Source organism: Microbacterium sp. Leaf151 (assembly GCF_001424225.1).
Classification (GTDB): Bacteria; Actinomycetota; Actinomycetes; order Actinomycetales; family Microbacteriaceae; genus Microbacterium.
The window spans coordinates 586,568-607,264 of the sequence record NZ_LMOR01000003.1; the positions used below are offsets into that span (position 1 = coordinate 586,568).

General features: G+C 68.3%; 21 protein-coding genes and 1 pseudogene. 9 read left to right on the forward strand and 13 right to left on the reverse strand.

The annotated features are described in order from the left end of the window. Nucleotides 1-158 precede the first annotated feature (158 nt). From ASF76_RS10225 to ASF76_RS10250, 6 genes are all read right to left on the reverse strand, one after another. Nucleotides 159-623, reverse strand: coding sequence for a SixA phosphatase family protein (locus ASF76_RS10225; protein ID WP_055956911.1), 465 nt, complete (start codon nucleotides 621-623; stop codon nucleotides 159-161). Further along, entirely contained in the window at nucleotides 620-1,564 is a 945-nt protein-coding gene (locus ASF76_RS10230; protein WP_055956914.1) for an arginase family protein, read from the reverse strand. Before ASF76_RS10230 ends, ASF76_RS10225 begins: the two co-directional genes overlap by 4 nt. After that, nucleotides 1,561-1,914 (reverse strand): gamma-glutamylcyclotransferase family protein, encoded by a 354-nt coding sequence (locus tag ASF76_RS10235; RefSeq protein ID WP_055957233.1) that lies wholly within the window; start codon nucleotides 1,912-1,914, stop codon nucleotides 1,561-1,563. Before ASF76_RS10235 ends, ASF76_RS10230 begins: the two co-directional genes overlap by 4 nt. A gap of 77 nt (nucleotides 1,915-1,991) precedes the next feature. Next, nucleotides 1,992-3,266 carry a DUF445 domain-containing protein gene (locus tag ASF76_RS10240; RefSeq protein ID WP_055957235.1) on the reverse strand — a complete coding sequence of 425 codons (1,275 nt, stop codon included), beginning with the start codon at nucleotides 3,264-3,266 and terminating at the stop codon, nucleotides 1,992-1,994. Continuing rightward, the gene (locus tag ASF76_RS10245; RefSeq protein WP_055956917.1) at nucleotides 3,266-4,426 is read right to left on the reverse strand and encodes an acyl-CoA dehydrogenase family protein; all 1,161 of its coding nucleotides are present in this window, start codon (nucleotides 4,424-4,426) and stop codon (nucleotides 3,266-3,268) included. Before ASF76_RS10245 ends, ASF76_RS10240 begins: the two co-directional genes overlap by 1 nt. Before the next feature lie 201 nt (nucleotides 4,427-4,627). Further along, complete coding sequence (locus ASF76_RS10250) at nucleotides 4,628-5,380, reverse strand: alpha/beta fold hydrolase (RefSeq protein WP_055957236.1); 753 nt, start codon at nucleotides 5,378-5,380, stop codon at nucleotides 4,628-4,630. Nucleotides 5,381-5,452: 72 nt separating this feature from the next. On the opposite strand from ASF76_RS10250, the gene ASF76_RS10255 reads away from it, so the two are divergent. Continuing rightward, a complete protein-coding gene (locus tag ASF76_RS10255) occupies nucleotides 5,453-5,857 on the forward strand; it encodes a hypothetical protein (RefSeq protein ID WP_055956919.1) in 405 nt (134 codons plus the stop codon). Between the two features lie 217 nt (nucleotides 5,858-6,074). Here the strand turns inward: ASF76_RS10255 and ASF76_RS10260 are convergent, their stop codons facing one another. After that, nucleotides 6,075-7,280: an MFS transporter gene (locus ASF76_RS10260; protein WP_055956921.1), complete on the reverse strand. Its 1,206-nt coding sequence runs from the start codon at nucleotides 7,278-7,280 to the stop codon at nucleotides 6,075-6,077. A gap of 387 nt (nucleotides 7,281-7,667) precedes the next feature. On the opposite strand from ASF76_RS10260, the gene nrdH reads away from it, so the two are divergent. The 6 genes and pseudogenes from nrdH to ASF76_RS16755 all read left to right on the forward strand — a co-directional run bounded on the left by nrdH (nucleotide 7,668) and on the right by ASF76_RS16755 (nucleotide 13,751). Further along, the gene (nrdH, locus tag ASF76_RS10265) at nucleotides 7,668-7,901 is read left to right on the forward strand and encodes a glutaredoxin-like protein NrdH (RefSeq protein ID WP_055838040.1); all 234 of its coding nucleotides are present in this window, start codon (nucleotides 7,668-7,670) and stop codon (nucleotides 7,899-7,901) included. A 28-nt stretch (nucleotides 7,902-7,929) separates the two neighbouring features. Next, on the forward strand, nucleotides 7,930-8,370 hold the full coding sequence (gene nrdI, locus ASF76_RS10270) for a class Ib ribonucleoside-diphosphate reductase assembly flavoprotein NrdI (protein ID WP_055956923.1): 441 nt from the start codon (nucleotides 7,930-7,932) through the stop codon (nucleotides 8,368-8,370). After that, nucleotides 8,352-10,508: a class 1b ribonucleoside-diphosphate reductase subunit alpha gene (gene nrdE, locus ASF76_RS10275; protein WP_055956925.1), complete on the forward strand. Its 2,157-nt coding sequence runs from the start codon at nucleotides 8,352-8,354 to the stop codon at nucleotides 10,506-10,508. The genes nrdI and nrdE overlap by 19 nt, the downstream gene beginning before the upstream one ends. A 39-nt stretch (nucleotides 10,509-10,547) precedes the next feature. Then, on the forward strand, nucleotides 10,548-11,522 hold the full coding sequence (nrdF, locus tag ASF76_RS10280) for a class 1b ribonucleoside-diphosphate reductase subunit beta (RefSeq protein WP_055956927.1): 975 nt from the start codon (nucleotides 10,548-10,550) through the stop codon (nucleotides 11,520-11,522). Nucleotides 11,523-11,546: 24 nt separating this feature from the next. After that, a pseudogene (locus ASF76_RS17735) lies at nucleotides 11,547-11,831 on the forward strand (restriction endonuclease); the annotation flags it as partial. 117 nt (nucleotides 11,832-11,948) lie between these two features. Further along, nucleotides 11,949-13,751: an AAA family ATPase gene (locus ASF76_RS16755; RefSeq protein ID WP_235561283.1), complete on the forward strand. Its 1,803-nt coding sequence runs from the start codon at nucleotides 11,949-11,951 to the stop codon at nucleotides 13,749-13,751. A 359-nt stretch (nucleotides 13,752-14,110) separates the two neighbouring features. Here ASF76_RS16755 and ASF76_RS10295 read toward each other — a convergent pair whose 3' ends face one another. After that, entirely contained in the window at nucleotides 14,111-15,037 is a 927-nt protein-coding gene (locus tag ASF76_RS10295; protein ID WP_055956933.1) for a nucleoside hydrolase, read from the reverse strand. Continuing rightward, nucleotides 15,034-15,882: a PfkB family carbohydrate kinase gene (locus ASF76_RS10300; protein WP_442922763.1), complete on the reverse strand. Its 849-nt coding sequence runs from the start codon at nucleotides 15,880-15,882 to the stop codon at nucleotides 15,034-15,036. Before ASF76_RS10300 ends, ASF76_RS10295 begins: the two co-directional genes overlap by 4 nt. Nucleotides 15,883-15,941: 59 nt before the next feature. On the opposite strand from ASF76_RS10300, the gene ASF76_RS10305 reads away from it, so the two are divergent. Then, nucleotides 15,942-16,379: a YybH family protein gene (locus tag ASF76_RS10305; RefSeq protein ID WP_055956936.1), complete on the forward strand. Its 438-nt coding sequence runs from the start codon at nucleotides 15,942-15,944 to the stop codon at nucleotides 16,377-16,379. Between the two features lie 57 nt (nucleotides 16,380-16,436). On the opposite strand, the gene ASF76_RS10310 is transcribed toward ASF76_RS10305, so the two are convergent. Together ASF76_RS10310 and ASF76_RS10315 are read right to left on the reverse strand one after the other, a co-directional pair. Beyond that, nucleotides 16,437-16,922 (reverse strand): hypothetical protein, encoded by a 486-nt coding sequence (locus ASF76_RS10310; protein ID WP_055956938.1) that lies wholly within the window; start codon nucleotides 16,920-16,922, stop codon nucleotides 16,437-16,439. A gap of 6 nt (nucleotides 16,923-16,928) precedes the next feature. Continuing rightward, the gene (locus ASF76_RS10315) at nucleotides 16,929-17,954 is read right to left on the reverse strand and encodes an FUSC family protein (RefSeq protein WP_055956940.1); all 1,026 of its coding nucleotides are present in this window, start codon (nucleotides 17,952-17,954) and stop codon (nucleotides 16,929-16,931) included. Nucleotides 17,955-18,261: 307 nt separating this feature from the next. Between ASF76_RS10315 and ASF76_RS10320 the strand changes: the two genes are divergently transcribed. Then, a complete protein-coding gene (locus tag ASF76_RS10320) occupies nucleotides 18,262-18,726 on the forward strand; it encodes a DUF3817 domain-containing protein (RefSeq protein ID WP_055956942.1) in 465 nt (154 codons plus the stop codon). A 160-nt stretch (nucleotides 18,727-18,886) separates the two neighbouring features. Here ASF76_RS10320 and ASF76_RS10325 read toward each other — a convergent pair whose 3' ends face one another. Continuing rightward, nucleotides 18,887-19,441 carry a hypothetical protein gene (locus ASF76_RS10325; RefSeq protein WP_055956944.1) on the reverse strand — a complete coding sequence of 185 codons (555 nt, stop codon included), beginning with the start codon at nucleotides 19,439-19,441 and terminating at the stop codon, nucleotides 18,887-18,889. A 146-nt stretch (nucleotides 19,442-19,587) separates the two neighbouring features. After that, nucleotides 19,588-20,691 carry a class I SAM-dependent methyltransferase gene (locus ASF76_RS10330; protein ID WP_055956946.1) on the reverse strand — a complete coding sequence of 368 codons (1,104 nt, stop codon included), beginning with the start codon at nucleotides 20,689-20,691 and terminating at the stop codon, nucleotides 19,588-19,590. Nucleotides 20,692-20,697: the final 6 nt, after the last annotated feature.

Genomic DNA, 20,697 nt, shown 5'->3' on the forward strand with positions numbered 1-20,697 from the left:
TCGCCGTGTGTGGGGGGCGCCCCACGTGTCGCGTGTCTCCTGCGGTGCGCGAAGGAGGGCCGGCCGGGCGCAGGCCGCCGCGGCGGGCCTACGCGTATAACCGCGGCGGGCCCACGGAGGACATCTGCGGCAGGCCCACGCATATAGCCGCGGCGGGCCTACGGCGTGTAGAGGTCGAAGTCATCGGGCGGCATCGCGCCGACGTCGTCCCACGTGCCCTCATGCCAGGTGAAGACGGCGACCGCGCACGTCACCATCCGTTCGTCGCGGCCGGCCAGGCGTGACACCAGCGAGCTCATGCCGGGATCGTGAGCGACGACCATCACCTCGTCGACACCGCTGGTGCGAGCGGCGTCGAGCAGAGCATCGGGTGCGGCGAGGTAGAGCTCGGGTCGTTCGACGACCTCGACCTCGAAGGTCTTCCCGAACGCCTCGGCAGTCTGCCGCGCTCGGAGGGCCGTGCTCGACAGGATCACGGCGGGGCGGACCCCTGCGCGCTGGACGGTGCGGGCGACCGCGGGCGCGTCGCGCCGCCCACGGTCGTTAAGGGGGCGGTCGTGATCGTCGAGGCCCTCGTCGGCCCAGTCGGATTTCGCGTGCCGCGCGAGGATGAGTTGGATCATGGTCTTTCCGCCAATCCAGCGAGGAGTTCGAGAACGCAGAGCGCGGCGAGTCGTACGGTGCGGGCGTCAGCGGTGTCGGCCGTGGCATCCACCTCGACGATGTCGGCGCTCGTGACGCGGGGGTCGCGGGCGATCCCACGCACCAGTGCCCGCAGCTCCCACGCGGCGAGCCCGCCCGGAACGCTGGCCGGGCAGCCGGGCGCGACGGATCGATCGCACACGTCGACATCGATGTCGAGGTGGATGTCGCCGGGCTCGGCCGGAGGTCCCGGCGCGGGCGCGCGAGCTTCGGCGGCGGCGGCGACACCGCCGCTTCCCGCGATGCGCAGGGCGTCGGCGACGACCTCGCCGATGCCGCGGCGGCGGACCTCGTCGAGCGTGATGACTTTCACACCCGCGTCGAGGGCGCGTCGGGCGTACGCCGCGGAATTGGCGAAGTCGGCGATGCCGATCTGCACGACCCGTCCGGGATCGAGTCCTTCGGCGAGCAGCCGACGCACGGGCGAGCCGTTGGATTCTCCGTCGCGCAGGTCGAAGTGCGCGTCGAGCGTGATCAGCCCGCGCGCCCGTCGACCCTTCGCGACGGCGTAGGTCGCGGAGTTGTCGCCGCCGAGGGCGATCAGCAGTCGTGCCGAGGCGAGCTCGGCCACAGCGGCCCGCACGCGTGCTTCGCCCTCCCGCCCGTCGGGCTCGTCGACGTCGCCGGCGTCGGCGATGCGCAGGATGGTGTTGAGGTCGATGGGCGGTGGGCCCATGAGCGTGGGGGAGTAGCGGCGCAGGGCCTCCCGCACGGCGGCGGGCGTCTCACCCGCACCCGTCGGCGAGAGCGATGTGCGCCACGCGGGGACGCCGAGCAGGACGGCATCCGGTGTCTCTTCTCGTGTCGGCGCGGGCCAGTCCCCGGCGCGCGGCCAGAGCGGGTCGATGGACAGCGCCGTCATGCGCCCACGTAGACCCAGGCACTCAGCCCGCTCGCCAACACGACCGAGATACGGCGCGACCCCGTCATCAGGTACTCGTCGGCCGCGTCGAGCTCGTCGGGGCTCAGACGAACGACCGTGCCGAAGACACGATCGCGCGGATCACCGGTGTGACGCAGGATGCGGCGGCGGTGGCTGTTCGCGGCGGGGGCGCCCCGCTCATCACCGCTCTCGCCGTCGTCGAGGCGGAACGCGGGCAGGGTGTCGTGATCGCCGTGGAGGAGGCGACCGAAGGTGTCGAGTTGCACGTCGGGCGTCTGAAGCACGCCGTAGGTGAAGAGGGGCTCTACGGTCCCCGAACCGTCGCTCACGAGGCTCACGTTACTCACCTGCCTGCGGCGTACGCTGCTTCGACGCGAGGCCGTTCGTTTACCGGCCACGGGAGCGGTCAAGAGGCCCAGACGAGGTGGGCGACGGTGAAGATCACCAGGCCGGCGAGGGCGCCGACGATCGTGCCGTTCAGGCGGATGTACTGCAGGTCGCGGCCGACCATGAGCTCGATCTTCTCGGTCGTCTCTTCGGCATCCCACCGCTCGACCGTGTCGGTGATGATCGACGCGATGTCGTGGCGATAGCGCCCCACCACGAAGACGGCCGCATCGGTCACCCACCCGTCGACGCGTTTCTGCAGCGTCTCGTCGCGCTGCAGGCGCGCACCGACCTCGGCGAGGGCGGCCGAGGCGCGTCGCCGCAGCCCGCTCTCGGGGTCGGCGAGCGAGCGCAGCAGGCCCGTCTTCGCGGTGTTCCAGGCGTCGGCGGCGAGCTGACGAACACGCGGGCTGTCGAAGACCGCCGCCTTCGCCTCTTCGAGGCGCACCATGGTGGCCGGGTCGTTCTGGAGGTTGTCGGCGAGCCGCGTGAGGTAGCCGTCGATCGCGCCGCGCGCCTGGTGCCGCGGATCGGCGCGCACGGCGTCGACGAACTGCACGGCCTCGCGGTACACGGTGTCGTCGACGAGGCGGGTGGCGACTCCCGGCACCCACGCCGGCAGGCGCCGTGACACCAGGCCCTGGAACGTGTCGCGATTGTTGCCGAGCCACACCGCGATGTTGTCGAGGGCGAGATCGACAGCACCGTGGTGCGCGCCGGAGGCCACGACCCGCTGGAGCCATCCGCCGATCGACGGGCCCCAGTCAGGCGACAGCAGGTGCTCGCGCGCGAGGTCTTCGATGAGGCCCTGCACGTCGTCGTCGTCGAGCGCGGTGAGGACGCTCGACGCCAGCGTGGCCGCCTCGGCGGCGACACGGTCGGCGTGGGCGGGCTCGGCCAGCCAGGCGCCCGCGCGCGCCGAGAGGGGCGTCGACTCGAGCTTCGCCCGCACCACGTCGCCCTCGAGGAAGTTCGTCTCGACGAACTCGCCCAGCTGGCGGCCGATCTCGTCTTTTCGCCGCGGGATGATCGCCGTGTGCGGGATCGGCAATCCGAGAGGATGCCGGAACAGCGCCGTCACCGCGAACCAGTCGGCGAGGGCGCCGACCATGCCTCCCTCGGCGGCCGCGCGAACGTACTGCAGCCACTCGACCTCACGCTGCAGCGAGAACGAGATCGCGAAGACGATCGCCATGCCGAGGAGGGCGCCCAGCGCGACGCCCTTCATCACACGCAGGGCGCGGCGGCGCTCCTGGTCGGCGGGGCTCAACGCCGCCGTCGAGGTGCGGGCCATCAGGCCGTCACCGGTCCGAGCCACGCGGACGCGGCGGTCGAGTGGGCGGACTCGGCGTCGGACGGGTGGAACATGCCCGCCAGGACGTCGCGGTAGAGACGGCTGAGCTCGTTGCGTGTGAAGTACGCGGCCCCGCCCCCGACGAGGATCGCGTCATCGACGACGTCTTTCGCCGTGGTGACGGCTCGGTGCTTCACACCCGAGAGCAGCGAGAACCACCGCGGGCCGTGGTCTGCGAGGTCGTCGACGTCTCGCGCGAGCGAGGCGAGTTGCGGCGGGAGGGCCTCGTAGGCGAGGGCCATGTCGGCCACCCTCCAGCGGATGTCGGGATCGTTCGCGTACGTCGTGCCCGTCTTCTTCGACCGCCGCGAGGTCGCCGCCTCGACGGCGAGGTCGAGCGCGCGCCGCGCGACACCGGTGTAGACCGAGGCCAGCAGGATCTCGAAGACGGAGAAGATGCCGAACACCAGAGGATCGGGCTGCGGGCCCGGATCGATCCGCCTCACGACGCGCTCGCCCGGGGCGTGCGCGCCACGGAGCTCGGTCGTGCGGCTCTGCGTGCCCCGCATGCCGAGGGTGTCCCAGTCGTCGCGTGTGACGACCGCGTCGCTGCGGTCGAGGAAGGCGAAGACCATCTTCGGACCATCGGACGAGGTGGAGTCGAGCCCGTGCACGCCCAGGTGCTGCCATACGGGAGACAGCGAGGTGAAGATCTTGGTGCCCGTGAAGGCATAACCGCCCTCTCCGTCGGGCTCGGCGACGGTGTCGCTGCCGAACAGCACGAGGTCGTTGCCCGCCTCGCTGATACCGAAGGCGAACACCTCGCCGGCCGCCGCTGCGTCCTCGACGAAGGCGAGGTCGTCGATACCGCGGTCGCGCAGCACCTTGGCGACGCCCGTCCACACGAGATGCATGTTGACTGCGAGCGCCGTCGCCGGGGCCGCGCCCGCGAGACGCTGCTGCAGCAACGACACCTCGGCGAGGCTCAGGCCCGCGCCCCCGGCGGCCTCCGGAACGAGGACGCCGAGATACCCCGCCGCGCGCAACTCGTCGAGGTCGTCGTGGGGGAAGGTGTTCTCGCGGTCGTGCACCGCCGCTCGGTCGTGGATGCGCGCGAGGAGATCGTCGGGCAGATAGCGAGCCGGATCGAACGAGGTCATGGCATCCATTCTGCTCGGGACCACCGACATCGCGCCCGGGGGTGACAGCGGCTCCGCAGAGGGTCGTCTTCTTCGCAGGATCGGGACGTCATCCTGCGAGATCCGGACGCTTCTGCGATATCCGACACGCGCGGACCCGCCGCCCGTTCCGCGACGCGGACCCGCCCCGGAGCCGCTCGGGGTGCGGAGCGAGCGTCGCGGTCAGCTCAGCGCGTCGAGCAGCGCGGCGACCGCCGCTTCGGGTCGATCGCGATGCGGGGAGTGCCCGGCGCCCGCGATGACACTCATCGTGACGACCGGGTTGCGCCGCACCTCCGCGGCGAGATCGCCCGTGAAGATCGAGTGCACCGCCGGATCCGCTCCGATCACGCGGGTGGGCACCGTGAGCGCGGCCGCCGCGGCCCGCACGTCCCACTCGGCGTTCTGCAGACTCGTCTGCTCGACCGCCCAGCGGCTCGCACGTTGCGTGGCCCGGGCCTTCAGCTCCACATCGATCGGATGCCACGCGGGGTGCGCCGCCCGCACCGCCTCGACGCTCGGGTCGGCGAACGCCTGCTCCTGGCTCACCCGCACGATCTCGCGGTCGTCGTCCGACAGGGCGATGGCGGGGTCGATCAGAATGAGCCGCCGCGTCCATCCGGGCTCGCCCGCCGCCGCGACCGTCGCCGCGGCGCCGCCGAGCGAGTGCCCGATCACAGCGTCCCACGGGGCGTCCGCCTCCGGTGTCGTCGCGACGAGGTCGGCGGCGTATGCGGCGAGGGAGTAGTCCAGCGCGCGGGGCGCGGCGCCGTGGCCGCGCAGGTCGACCGCCACCGCGTGCCATCCCGCATCGGCGAGGGCCGTGCCATACCGCCACATGAGGGCGCCGTCCGAACCGAGGCCGTGGGCGAGCAGGGCGCGAGGGCCGCCGGGCGAGCCCCACGACAGGCGGGGGAGGGTCACGGGTGCGGGCATGGCATCCATTCTCTCTTCGTCGAGAGGGGGCGCGCGGACCCGTGCCGCCGGATCGCCCCCAGAATGGATGCCATGATCTCGACCGAGATGGCTCAGGCGCTCCGCGCGGCGGGACTCGTGTGGCACCCGCGCTCCGGCGACCGCTTCCAGTTGGACGAGCCGGAGTTCGAGGCCGACGTCTTCACGGTGAGCGACATGACGGTCGAGCCCCGCGACTACCCGACCGGACGCATCCTCGCCTTCAACGGCACGACGGAGTGGGCGCTGGATTCCGTCGCCACCGAAGACGCCCTGTGGTTGCCGTCGGAGTCGCAGCTGCGCGAACTGCTGCGCGCGACGTTCCGGTCGCTGCGTCGACTGTCCGACACGTACGAGGTCGAGATCTCGATCGGCGGGGCGACGCTGGTGTTCGACCACCCGGCGCCGGCCGACGCCTACGCGCTCGCCGTCCTCGAGCTGCTGCGTCGCACGCACTGACGCGCGCGCGGGTTCGGGGCGCTGTGGTGTGCCGGGGGCCCGCGGTTCGGGGCGGATCTGTGCGTTCGGGGCGGGGGTTCGCGCCCCAAGGCGCCGATTCCGCCCCGAACCCACCGATTCCGCCCCACATGAAGAGGGGGCGAACGCGAGCGGCTCCGGCGAGACACGGTCCGCGCCCGGGGGGGGAAGCGGATGCCGGGCGGAGCGGCATCCGGGATCAGGTGATCGTCTCGACGGGTTCGGTGTCGGGGATCGGGCTCGAGTCGCGGTTCCGCAGGTCGGGGAAGCCGCGCACGAACACGGCCGAGACGATGAACCCGGCGATGGCGAAGCCGGCCGCGGCGACGTACGCCCCGGTGGGGCCGACGCCGTCGACGAGGAAGCCCGCGACGGCGGATCCTGCGGCCGCACCGATGAGCTGACCGGTGCCGATCCAGCCGTAGGCCTCGGCGGTCTCGCTGAAGCGCACGCTCGCCGAGGTCATGGCGAACATGACCGCGAGGGCGGGTGCGATGCCGGCGCCGGCGACGATCAGGGTGGCCCCGAGCCACCACGCGTTCAGCGACACGATGGTCAGCGATAGGCCGAGGGCGACGATCGCGAAGCGACGGGCCATGGCCCACGGGCCGATGGGTATATGCCCGAACGAGAGGCCACCCGCGAGGCTGCCGACGGCGAAGACCGCGAGGATCAGCCCCGCCTCCAGTCCGCCGTGGTCGAACGTCGCCACGACGCCGGCCTCGACGGCCGCGCACGCGCCGATGAGCAGGAACCCCGTGGCGGTGGCCAGGATGACGGGCGGCTTGGCGAGCACCCGACCGAGGGCGCGACGGCTGCGGGGGATGCGGACGCGGCCCACCTCGGGGCTGAAGATGAACCACGCGCCGCCGCCGAGCAGGATGACGACCACCAGCAGCAGGCCCGGAACGGTGCCGACCTGCGTGGCGACGAGGGTGATCACCACGGGCGCGAGCACCCAGATGATCTCTTGCAACGAGGCGTCGAGCGAGTACAGCGGCGTGAGCTGCTTCGACGGCACCATCTTGGGATAGATGGTTCGCACCGCCGACTGGACCGGAGGGGTCGAGAGTCCGGCGACGAGCCCCAGAACCATGTAGAGGGGCAGCGGCATCTCGATGAGGGCGAGGGTCGCGATGGCGGCCGCGCACACCAGCAGCGTCACCGAGAGCACGCGCCGCATGCCCCAGATGCCCATCCATCGACTGGTGACGGGGCCGGCGACGGCCTGGCCGATGCTCGTGGCGGCGAGCACGAGACCGGCCGCCCCGTACGAACCGGTGACGTGCTCGATGTGCAGCAGCACCGCGAGGCTCGTCATGCCGTTGGGGAAGCGTGCCGTCAACTGCGCGGCGATGATGCGCCCCACGCCAGGGGTTCGAAGGAGTACGCGGTAGCCGGCCACCGCACCACGCTACAACCGACCTCCGACACGCGCTTCGGACCCGTCGGACACCGGATGCCGCGACACGCCGCGACACGCCGGTCACCGAAATCGTCGGCCTGTGCGATGTCGGAACCCCCGTCTAGCGTGCGAACTGTGGACAACAGCGGGCGCGCACCGCGACAACCGCGGAATCGCGCGTGTTAACAAGACGCCGAATGGGGGTCGATCTGTGGATGAAAACGTGGACAACCTGTGTTGTATCTGGGGAGAGACGGTGGAAAATCACACGGATGTAACTACTACCCCTTGTGGTGCCTTCCGATGTCTGTCCCCATATGTAGTATTGAGGTCCCGGCGAGCCCTGCCCGTCCGGACGATGATTTTCCAGGGGAAAGAGAGAACGACATGGCGATCACGGTCTACACCAAGCCGTCCTGCGTCCAGTGCACCGCGACCTACCGCGCACTCGACTCGAAGGGCATCGAGTACAACGTGCTCGACCTGTCCGAAGACCCGTCGGCACTCGAGCAGGTCAAGTCGCTCGGGTACCTGCAGGCACCCGTCGTCATCACCGACGAGGACCACTGGTCGGGCTTCCGTCCCGACAAGATCGACGAGCTGGCGTCACGTCTCGCCTGACCCCGCGACACGCTCTCAGACCCCTGTCATGAGCGCTGTCATGTCGGCGACCGAGGCTCCGCTGCTGGTTTACTTCTCGAGCGTGTCGGGCAACACCGCACGTTTCATCGAGAAGCTCGGAAAGCGGGCCGTGCGCATTCCGCTGCTGCCGACCGACCCGGCCCTCGACATCGACGAACCCTTCGTGCTGGTCACTCCCACCTACGGTGGGGGTGCCGGCCGGGGTGTCGAGAAGGGCGCGGTCCCCAAGCAGGTCATCCGGTTCCTCAACGAGGAGCGGAACCGACGCAACATCCGCGGGGTCATCTCCGCGGGAAACACGAATTTCGGCGACGCATTCTGCCTCGCCGGTGACATCGTCGCGCGCAAGTGCGCGGTGCCGCACCTTTACCGGCTAGAAGTTTTCGGCACCCCCGACGATGTCGAGCGGGTCACCGAGGGATTGGAACGATGGTGGAAGTTGAGCTGACCGACGTGGACTTCAAGACCGAGGCCCGCTTCGAGGGACTGGATTACCACGCCCTCAACGCGATGTTGAACCTGTACGACGCCGACGGCAAGATCCAGTTCGACGCCGACAAGCGCGCCGCGCGGGAGTACTTCCTGCAGCACGTCAACCAGAACACGGTGTTCTTCCACTCCCTCAAGGAGCGTCTCGACTACCTCGTCGAGAAGGAGTACTACGAGCCGACCGTGCTCGCGAAGTACTCGATGGAGTTCATCCAGGAGCTCAACGACCGCGCCTACGGCGCCAAGTTCCGCTTCGAGACGTTCCTCGGCGCGTTCAAGTACTACACGAGCTACACGCTGAAGACCTTCGACGGCAAGCGCTATCTCGAGCGCTTCGAGGACCGCGTCGTCATGACCGCCCTCGCTCTCGCAGACGGCGACCCGCGTCTGGCGGTGCAGCTGGTCGACGAGATCATCTCGGGCCGTTTCCAGCCGGCCACCCCCACCTTCCTCAACGCCGGCAAGGCTCAGCGCGGCGAGCTCGTGTCGTGCTTCCTCCTGCGCATCGAAGACAACATGGAGTCGATCGCCCGCGGCATCAACTCCGCTCTGCAGCTGTCGAAGCGCGGTGGCGGCGTGGCCCTGCTGCTGTCGAACATCCGCGAGGCGGGGGCTCCGATCAAGCAGATCGAGAACCAGTCGTCGGGCATCATCCCCGTCATGAAGCTGCTCGAAGACAGCTTCAGCTACGCCAACCAGCTCGGTGCCCGTCAGGGCGCCGGCGCGGTGTACCTCAACGCGCACCACCCCGACATCCTGCGCTTCCTCGACACCAAGCGTGAGAACGCCGACGAGAAGATCCGCATCAAGACGCTGTCGCTGGGTGTCGTCATCCCCGACATCACGTTCGAGCTCGCCAAGAACGGCGAAGACATGTATCTCTTCTCGCCGTACGACGTCGAGAAGGTCTACAAAAAGCCCTTCGGTGACATCTCGGTCACCGAGAAGTACCGCGAGATGGTCGACGACCCCCGCATCAAGAAGACGAAGATCAACGCGCGCGAGTTCTTCCAGACCCTCGCCGAGATCCAGTTCGAGTCGGGCTACCCGTACATCATGTTCGAAGACACGGTGAACAAGGCGAACCCCATCGCCGGCCGCATCAACATGTCGAACCTGTGCTCGGAGATCCTCCAGGTCAACACCCCGACGACGTACAACGAGGACCTCTCGTACGACGCCATCGGCAAGGACATCAGCTGCAACCTCGGCTCGATGAACATCGCCCTCGCGATGGACGGACGCGACCTGGGCCTCACGGTCGAGACGGCGATCCGGGCCCTCACCGCGGTGAGCGACCAGAGCCACATCGCTTCGGTGCGCTCGATCGAAGACGGCAACGACCGTTCGCACGCCATCGGCCTCGGCCAGATGAACCTGCACGGCTACCTCGCTCGTGAGCACGTCTACTACGGCTCCGACGAGGGCATCGACTTCACGAACATCTACTTCTACACGGTGCTGTTCCACGCGCTGCGGGCCTCGAACCGCCTCGCGATCGAGCGTGGCACCTCGTTCGACGGCTTCGAGAACTCCACCTACGCGTCGGGGGAGTTCTTCGACAAGTACACCGATCAGGTGTGGGCTCCCGAAACCGTGAAGACGAAGGAGCTGTTCGACGGCATCCAGATCCCCACGCAGGACGACTGGCGCGAGCTGAAGGCGTCGGTGCAGGCGCACGGCATCTACAACCAGAACCTGCAGGCGGTGCCGCCGACCGGCTCGATCTCGTACATCAACAACTCGACGAGCTCGATCCACCCGATCGCGTCGAAGATCGAGATCCGCAAGGAAGGCAAGCTCGGTCGCGTCTACTACCCGGCGCCGTTCATGACGAACGAGAACCTGGACTACTACCAGGACGCGTACGAGATCGGGTACGAGAAGGTCATCGACACGTACGCCGCGGCGACGCAGCACGTCGACCAGGGCCTGTCGCTGACGCTGTTCTTCAAGGACACCGTCACCACGCGCGACATCAACAAGGCGCAGATCTACGCGTGGCGCAAGGGCATCAAGACCATCTACTACATCCGTCTGCGTCAGCTGGCGCTCGAGGGCACCGACATGACCGAGTGCGTCTCGTGCATGCTCTGAGCCGCTGATCACGACCGAGATCAAGGACGAAGGAACCCCATGGCTGAGAAGCTGCAGCTGCTGAACCACGTGCAGGCCATCAACTGGAACCGCATCCAAGACGACAAGGACCTCGAGGTCTGGAACCGTCTGGTGAACAACTTCTGGCTCCCCGAGAAGGTGCCGCTGTCGAACGACATCCAGTCGTGGAACACGCTCACCCCCGAGGAGCAGACGCTCACCATGCGCGTGTTCACGGGGCTCACGCTCCTCGACACTATCCAGGGCACGGTCGGTGCGGTCTCGCTCATCCCCGATGCGCTGACCCCGCATGAGGAAGCCGTCTACACGAACATCGCGTTCATGGAGTCGGTGCACGCCAAGAGCTACTCGTCGATCTTCTCGACGCTGTGTTCGACGAAGGAGATCGACGAGGCGTTCCGCTGGTCGAGCGAGAACGAGTTCCTTCAGAAGAAGGCGCGCATCGTCATGGACTACTACCGTGGCGATGACCCGCTCAAGCGCAAGGTCGCCTCGACCCTGCTCGAGTCGTTCCTCTTCTACTCGGGCTTCTACCTGCCGATGCACTGGTCGAGCCGAGCGAAGCTGACGAACACGGCCGACCTGGTCCGCCTCATCATCCGCGACGAGGCCGTGCACGGGTACTACATCGGCTACAAGTTCCAGCGTGGTCTCGAGACCGTCGACGAGGCGCGTCGTCAGGACCTCAAGGACTACACGTTCTCGCTGATGTACGAGCTCTACGACAACGAGGTGCAGTACACGCAGAGCCTCTACGACTCGGTCGGCCTGAGCGAAGACGTCAAGAAGTTCCTGCACTACAACGCCAACAAGGCGTTGATGAACCTCGGCTACGAGGCGATGTTCCCGTCGTCGGTGACGAACGTGAACCCGGCGATCCTGTCGGCCCTGTCGCCCAACGCTGACGAGAACCACGACTTCTTCAGCGGGTCGGGTTCGTCGTACGTCATCGGCAAGGCCGAGGCGACTGAGGATGACGACTGGGACTTCTGATACGCCGAGTATTCGCGACCGACCATGAGTGCCTTTGAGGTGCTGTCGCCCCACGACTTTGAGAAGCTTGTCCGCGACCTATTGCAAGCAGAATGGGGCGTCCGTCTAGAGTCGTTTTCGCCCGGCAAGGACGGAGGCACAGATCTCCGGCTGCTGAGGGGCTCCGAGCTCAGGACAGTTCAGTGCAAGCACTACCCCAACGTGGCGCTTTCATCTGTTCAGTCCAAGCTCAGGGCGGAGTCGAGCAAACTCAGTGGGAGGAAGCTCGGCGAGTACTGGCTTGCTACCTCCGCACGGGCTACACCGGCTTCTAAGAACACGACCGCGTCAATCTTCTCGTCACAGAGTCTTAGCCCGGAGCGGATTCTTGCGGAAGAGGATTTGAAGAACCTCCTGACAGCCCACGAAGCTGTGCACAGAGCACACATGAAGCTGTACCTCTCAGACGTCACAGCTCTGCAAGCTGTACTGAACAACGCAATCCACTCGCGTCAGGAGTTTCTCGACGAACGCATTGTGAAACAATTGAAGTACTTTGTCGCAAGCGACGCAGTGGCTGAAGTCGACCGCGTTCTTCGGGACACTGGTGCTTGTATTGTGACAGGGCCTCCTGGTGTCGGTAAAACAAGTCTGGCAGAATCTATTGCCGCGGCCCATGCGCTCGATGGCTACGAAGTATTCGAGGTATTCTCCGCTCGTGAGGTAGAGCAAGTTTGGAAGAGAAAAGCTAAGCAGCTCTTTCTGTACGATGATTTTCTCGGGCAGACCGGCTTGGTGGAGAAGCTGGATAGAGGTGAGGATCGCTCCCTTGAGCATATATTCAAGCGAGTCCTTTCGTCAGGCACGCATAAGATGGTCCTGACCACGCGAGAATACATTCTTACTGCTGCCCGCGGAGTGTACAGTACGCTGAACGGCGAACCTTTCGTTAAAAGCAACGTGGTCGTCGACATTAGTTCATATTCTGATTTTCAGAAAGCGCACATCCTCTACAATCACCTGTACTATTCTCCACTAGGCGCGGCTGCCCGCAGAAGTGTGCAGAGGGAAAACAACTACATCAAAGCTGTCCGACACGTTAATTACAACCCGCGCCTTATTGAGTCAATTATCGCCGCCGCGCTTGCAGCGGGGGGAGGCTTTGCATCCGACGGATTCGCGCGATTCTTGTTGCAATCCTTCGATTCGCCCGGGAATCTGTGGCGGGACGTCTTCCAGGTGGAGCTATCCGAACCGCAGCGTGCCATCGCACTGTTGGCGGGAACATCCTCGTTCTTTGAAGACCGGGAAACCCTTCTGCTGGCCGCTAACCGCTTCCTGGAGACGCAAAGCAGCGCGCTGCGCGTGTCTCTGAGAGACTTAGATGTTCTCGAGGGGATCTTCCTCGATATCGATGTCGACAAACGAAGCCGGCACGTGATTCGACCTAAGAATCCTGGGATACGCGACTTTCTCGTTGGGTGCCTGGCCGGAAATACCAGACACCTCGGTGCGTACCTGTTGAGCGCGTCCCCGCGCGCGTTGTCCGATCTCATCACTCTATATAGTTCGCGCGATGCCACTGCTTCCCGCCCCTGGAAAGAAGCGTCCAAGGCGGATCGCGAAGCAAGCGTCTCGACCATGGCAACTCATCTGCCGCATCTCCTGGGGGTCCTGAACGGTACCCCCTATGTGGCTCGCGCCGTCGCCGATCTTTGCAGCATCTTCGAGAAGTCCACGCGCGGGCTAACCTCAGCGGACCTGGCCCACCTCGTGTCGGGTCTTTGCGGTGCGGTAAAGGCGTCCGCCCCCGACGACGTGACAGCCGCCTACGTCGCCCTTCTCCCGCATATGCGCGACGGCGATGCGCGAACTATCCTTGCGGACATTCGCGCTTCGTGGAGTGAAGACATGGATATCGGTGATATTCCAGCGGCACTGGACTTGGAACGCGCCGTGGGTGGAGATTCTATAGACGATCTTGAATATCGATTGCTGGCAAATATATCCTACGCGCTCGAAGATTATTCAAATCTAGGCTTTTCCTCGCGTTCCGAGATGCTTGACGTTGTCAATGGATATCTCGACTGGGTGGAGGGAGATCTGGGCGACATTCCCAGTCGCATCGAGGAAATGCGCCAGGTCGAGTCGGAGCCAGACGATGACGAATACGACCGATATCGCGAGTTTCGAGAAGCTTCCGTGGGCTCCGAGAATGATATTCATTCACTATTCCACTCGCTAACCTAACGTGCCGCCGGAATTTCCGAATGGGTGTCTCCGCGCACCAATGCATGGCGTCGCGTCGCCAACCCAAATCTTCGCAGCATACGTGTCGCGTTCCGACGGCAAGCGCTGCGGACTCGGAACGCTTGGCAATGAGTCGTCGCTGGCGGCAACCGCCCCCGGAAATCTCGAGACTCCCCGCTCGTCTCCGCTCCGCGTAAGACCGCGGCGCGTCCGCGGCCTAGACTGCACCGACCACGCGCACATCACTCTCATATCGAGGCTGCGCTGGAGTCACGATCTAGGCGACCAACTTGGCACCTTCGGTTGACGACGGTCAAATGGTTGTCGTCAGGCACGCGTGAAGCGGCCGGCGCGAGCGCTCAGCCCGGCCACTCCCGCGCCTCGAGAGCGCCCAGCAGCACCTCCACCGCCGACCCCTCCATGCCGCGCACCCACCGCTGCGTCGAAGAGCCGCGCGACGACACCGTGCGCCCGCGCTCACCGCGCTCGAGGCGCACCTCAACCTGACCCGACGAGACGCTGACCCCGCGCAGGGAACCCGCGGCGACCATCGCGGCCAGCGGATCATGCAGAGCGCAGCGTCGGTCGGGGAACACGCGGCCGGCATAGAAGTCGAGGTACAGCGGCAGCATGGCGGCCAGGGCCTGCGGCAGCGCACCCGGGATCGCTTCGAGGCGCACGAGGTCGGTGGCATCCAGGGTCTGCGTCATCGTCACGTCGAGGGGGACGAGGGTGGTGTCCCAGTCCTGCGCGAACACGACGGCGGCGGCCTCGGGGTCGTTGTGGATGTTCGCCTCGGCCCAGGCGGTGACGTTGCCCGAGTGCGCGAACGCGCCGCCCATGACGACGAGGCGGTCGAACCGGGCGACGCCCGGTGCTTCGGCGTAGGCCGCGAGGTTCGTCAGGGGCCCGAGGGCGAGCACGGTGAGATCCGGATGCCGGGATGCCAGATGGTCGATCAGCTCGACGGCGGCGCGGGCGTCATGGGCACGTGCCGACGCGGTCAGGGCGATTCCGCCGACCCCGTCGTCACCGTGCACGTGCGGGGCGCCTCCGGCATACGCGCGGCCGCGGAAGTCGTGGGCGCCCACGGCGACGGGGATGTCGTCCGCGCCGGCCAACTCGAAGAGCGAGAGGGTATTGGCGGCCGCGCGGGCGGCATCCGTGTTCCCGGAGACCGTGGTGACGCCGACGATCTCGACCGCAGGCTCGGCCAGCAGGTACGCCAGGGCGAGGGCGTCGTCGATGCCCGTGTCGCAGTCGACGAGGATCGGGCGGCGGGTCACGGGGCCACCTCGTACGCGTCGAGATTCTGGAGCGCGGGTTGCGAGGCGTCGTCGGCGACGGCCGCGGCTCCCACGGCACACGCCCGCGCGAGCGCGTCGTCGGCGGAATCGCCGCGCAGAAGACCCACGACGAGCGCCGCGCAGAACGCATCGCCCGCGCCGACGGTGTTGACCACGGTCGTCGCGACGCCGGGAGCGGATGCCGCCAGGTCGCCGTGACGGTACAGGCGCGCGCCATCCGCGCCGCGCGTCACACACAGCAGAGGCGCGTCGTGCACCTCGGGCAGCTGCGCGTACTCCGTTTCGTTCACGATGACGAGGTCGCACCGCTCGAGCACCCCCGCGGGGAGCGAACGTGCGGGGGCGGCATTGAGGGCGAAGAAACCGGCGGCATCAGCGGCGGCCGAGACCACGGCATCCGACACCTCCAGCTGCATGAGCACCGCAGCTCCCGGCTCGATGTCGAGCGCGTCCGCGTCGATCGCCGCGTTCGCACCCGCGCACACGACGATCGAGTTCTCACCCGTCGCGTCGACGACGATGAGGGCCGTGCCGGTGGCGGCATCCGAGGTCTGGACCCCGGTGGCGTCCACGCCGACCGAGACGAGTAGATCCCGGATGCCACGCCCCTCGGCGTCGTCGCCCACGGCACCGATCAACCGCACGGCGGCTCCGAGCCGGGCCGCGGCGACAGCCTGATTCGCGCCCTTGCCGCCGGGTCCGCGGTGCAGCACGCCGTCGGCGACGGTCTCACCCGCGGCGGGGGCTCGTTCGACGCGGGCGGTGAGGTCGACGTTGATCGCACCGACCACGGTGAGTTCGGGCGTCGGGGGAGGAGGGGTCACGAGAATCCACCCTGTCACGCGCCAAGGTGCTCCGCTCCGCGACACGGGATGATGTGTCCATGACGAGCGGACCCCTCGGCGACACATCGGCAGCGCAGTCGCTGCAGCCCTTCGATGATGCGCTTCGCGCGGTGGCGGCGGCTCTGGATGCCATGGGGCACGGCGATCCGCATCCGTTCGCGGCGCTGTGGACCCGGACCGACGATGCCACTCTGATGGGCGGATTCGGCACGCACGCGACGACCGCTGCGGAGGTGGCTTCGACCCTGCGGGCGGTGGCCCGACGGTTCCGCGGCGGAGCCCTCGTGCCGGAGTACGACCGCGTGCTCGTCGGAGACGACTGGGCGATGACGGCCGGGCGGGAGCGCGGGACCCTGTCGGTCGACGGGGCGGAGCCGCGCCCGTTCGTGGTGCGGGTGACGCACGTCTGGCGTCGGGAGGACGGCGTCTGGCGCATCGTCCACCGTCACGGCGACCACACCACGACCGCCGTGTGAGGGAGGGGCGCGTTCGCCCGGCCGCCGCCCGGGGGCTGTGCCGTGCGTCCGATGGCTTCAGTGCAGCAGCAGCTTCGCCACGATCAGCAGAGCCGACATCAGAGCCGCACCGATCGCCGTCAACACGACGCCGAGGCCGGAGTAGCCCCGCAACCGTGCTCCGGCGGTGGCGACCACGACGAGGTACGCCATCGCAACGCCCACGCCCCAGAGCAGCGCCGTCGACAGGTCGACGCCGAACCCGGCGAGCACCACCACGACGAGGAGCGGCAGGAACGTCACCGACACCATTGGCGCGCTGACGCGCAGGTGGTGGGCGACGATTCTCGAGGGGCGCTCCGACGAGGTGTCGCCGACCGAGTAGGCGAAGACGTGGGTGGCGAAGTACACGACGTTCGTCAACGCGACGACGGCGACGACCACTCCGAGGTCGGAGCCGCCGAGACCGATGAGAGTGGATGCCGACACCAGCGCGCCGTAGCACCCCGCGCTGATGCGTTCGGCGGCGATGTGGCCGAGGGGTTTGGCGGTCGCGGCGGTCATAGCGGATCAGCTCCTCGAGGGTCGGCGGCGCAGGACCGCGGAGACGATGGCGACGACCGTCCCCACCGCGACACCGATGATCGTCTCGATCACGCGGTCGCGCAGCAGCATCTCGGGCGTCGCGGGGGAGGCCAGCGAGATCATCAGCAGCGCGAGAGGCGTGATGAAGATCATCGCGATGCCGTAGTTGCGGCCGACGAACAGCTCGGAGGCGGCCTGCAGCGCGACGGCGATGAGGATGACGAGCCAGGGTGGGAGATGGAGGGCGAGGAGCCCCGCAGCGATGAGCACTCCCAGGAGCGTGCCGACCAGGCGCTGCACGCCGCGGATGAGACGGGCCGTCACGTGCGCGCCGCCGACGGCCGCGACCGCTCCCACCATCGCCCAGTACCAGTGGGTGCCCACCAGGAGCGCCCCGGCGATGCCCGCGAGAAGGGCCGCGGCGCCGACGGTCGCCGCCATCTCCCATGCGACGGGGCCGATCGCCGGGCGCGAGCGTGTCGGCCGCGTCCACGATCCGCGGCGGACGAGCGCGAAAGCGACGGTCACGATGAGGCTCCACGCCACGCTCGCGCCACCGACGAGGAGGACGAGTGACAGCGACGACCACGTGGCCGGAAGGCTCGCCGTCGCGCCACCGGCGAAGACCGCGAAGAGCGCTCCGGGTGGATGCCACTGAGCGCGGTACGCGAAGAGGGTGACGGCCGAGGCGAGGGCGGCAACGACGACGACGCCCACGACCGCCGGGCTCCCGAGCGCCGAGACGACCGTGCCGATGAGCATCGAGGAGACGAGGATCGTGCCCGCGGTCGCCTGCATGATCACGCGGGGCCGTGGCTTGTCGGTGCGGCCGTACAGCGCTGCGAAGGCGCCGAAGCTGGCGTAGACGCTGAGATCGAGTCGGCCGATCAGCAGCAGGACGACGAGGGGGACGCCCACGCTAAGGACGGCACGGACGGCCACGCGATGATCGCCCGCGCGGGGTCCGACCCGGATGACCCCGGTCCACACGCGTCCCCGGGATTCCGCCACCCGACCACCCTACGCTCCACCTCGGCGTCCCCCGCGGTCGGCCGACAGGCGTCTGCGGCGTCCGGGTACTGGCATCCGGTCGACGATCTCTGGTGAGGTGGATCCATGGATGCCGAACGCGAGAAGCCCCCGATCGAACCCGGGCCCGAACCCGACACGACGACCGCGGCGGAGGGGTCGACGTCCGATCCCTCGTTGGAGGGGGACGACGAGCCCATCGAGTGACTCCTCGATGTCGAGGCGAGCGGCCGCGCGGGCATGACGCCCCTGCGTAGGGTGGGAAGCCCCGACCCGCCCGAGGAGAGACGTGTTCCGCACGCCCCTGAACCTGTTCCGTACGCTCGCGATCGCCGAGGCGGTCTCGTGGACCCTGCTGATCGGCGGGTTGATCCTGCGTGCCGTAGCCGACCTGCCCCTCGCGGTGACGATCGGGGGTGGCATCCACGGGTTCGTGTTCCTCGCCTACGGCGCCACCGCCGTGCTCGTCGCGTTGAATCAGCGGTGGGGGATCGGACCGACGGCGCTGGCCGTCGTCAGCGCGGTCATCCCGTATGCGACCATTCCGACCGAGGTCTGGCTGCAGCGCACCGGACGACTCCGCGGGGCGTGGCGGCTCGACGAGACCGCCGACCCGCGTGACCGGCGGCCCATCGATCGGATGCTGCGCTTCTTCTTACGGCGTCCGTGGGCGCTCGCGGTCGCGCTGGTCGCCGTCGTCGCCGTGGTGTTCGTGGTGCTGCTCGTGGTGGGCCCACCGGGCGGGAAGGGCTGAGCCCGGTCCGACGGGATCCGCAGACGGCGCGGTCTCCGCGCGGGGTTGCGCGCCACGGGCACGACGCAGGAGCTTCGCGGATCTGTTGTCGTCGCGCGGCGGATCCGAGCGTTCGCGCCGTCGGACTCCTGCGTCATGTTCCGAAAGCGGGTGCCGCGCGTCAGCGCAGGTGCACCCGCACGCTCGCCGGGGCGATGCGGCAGGTCGCCGTGAAGGTCTCGACGGTGCCCGACAACGTCGCCATCGCCTGGCCGGAACCGAGGAACGCGATCGAGGAACCCGTGGCGTGCAGCGAGGGCTCGCGGACCGAGAACCGGCGCGTCGTCCCGCCCGTCCGGCCGGAGGACGACGCGTCCAGCTCGACGTCGAGGATGGGACCCGAGGTGGATGCCACCCGCCACGAGACCGTCGCAAGCCCTCCGCCGCGACTGGTGAGGGTGAGGGTGGCCGACCCGCACTCCTCACCGCCGACGGCCTCTACGCGCAACGGCTCGTCGGGCGGGATGGTGTCGGCGCCGCACAACGCGATGTCGTGCAGTCGGGCGTACCCGCGGCCGTTGCCGGTGATGCTCGAGCAGTCGGCGAGCAGCGGGGACGACACGCTCTCCGACAGAGGAATGGGGGAGGCGCCCGCCGGGGCGGTCGGGCCCGTCGCGAGCAGACCCACGACCACACCCAGGGCGCAGAGCGTCGCAGCGATCGTGCGCACACGCATCCGCACCTCCTCGTGGACGATTGCGAATCTACGCTCGGCCGCGGTGCGGCGCCACCGGACGCGCCACGGGGCGGCCGCGCCGAGGTGACGGCGGGGTGAGGCGGAGGCGGTGAATCCGAGGGAGGACGCGCGGCAGGCGACCGCCGTCAGCGCTTCGTCGACACGGTCACGGTGAACTTGCGATCACGCGCGACCTGCCGGGTGGGTCCCACGACGCGCTCGAGGACCGGGCGGTACTGCAGGGCGGAGTTCCACACGGTCCACAGCTCTCCTCCCGCACGAAGTACCCGCGCCGCGTCGGCGAACATGCGCGGCGCGAGACCGTCGGCCACGGCGGCCCCCGCGTGGAACGGCGGGTTGAGCGCGATGAATGAGGCCGTGGCATCCGGGTGCGCCTGGAGCATGTCGTCGCGCTCCACCCGCACGCGATCGTCGACACCGTTGGCGGCCGCCGTCGCCCGCGCCGACGCGATGGCGATCGCCGACTGATCGCACGCGAGCACCCGAAGGGAGGGATGCCGCGTGGCCAGCGCCGCCGCCACCACGCCGGTGCCGCACGCGAGGTCGATGGCCTCGGACGTCTGCGGTTCGGGAAGGTGCGCGAGGAGCAGACGGGTCCCGATGTCGATCGACGCCCCCGCGAACGCGCCGCCGAACGCGCGCACCCGGATGCCGTCGACCTCGGCAGCCTCCGGGACGGGTTCGCCGCCGTCGTGGGGGCCGCGGGCGATGAGGACGCGGGACTTCTGTCGGGCGTGCGAGACGTCGACGCGATCGAAGCGGGCGCGCAGCACGTCGTTCATGGTGACGGTCATGTGCTTGAGTCGTCCGCCGGCGAACACCACCACGTCGGGGTCGGCGTGCAGTGCGATGAGTCCCGCGATGTCGGCGAGCGCCCGCAGCGAACGCGGCAGGCGCAGGAGCACCACGCGCGCCCCCGCGAGGAGCGCTTTGTCGAGCGGGTGAGAGACGAAGGCGGTGTCGAGCCCCGCCTCGGCGGCGTTGGCGGCGAGGGCCTGCTCGCCGAGGAGCTCGTCTTGATGCACCCGGATGCCGCGCGCCCCCGCGTCCGCCGCGGCCAGGGTCAGCGCGCCGTGCGTGTCGCCGACGACGACGAGGGCGCCGTCGGAGAGACCCGCGCGCGCGGCGGCCGACTCGTCGAGGATCAGGCGATCAGCGGCGTCTACGGCGGCGAGGTCGGGGCCTTCGAGGTCGGGGCGGCGGCGGAGGACATCGAACGAGAAGGGCACCGTGCA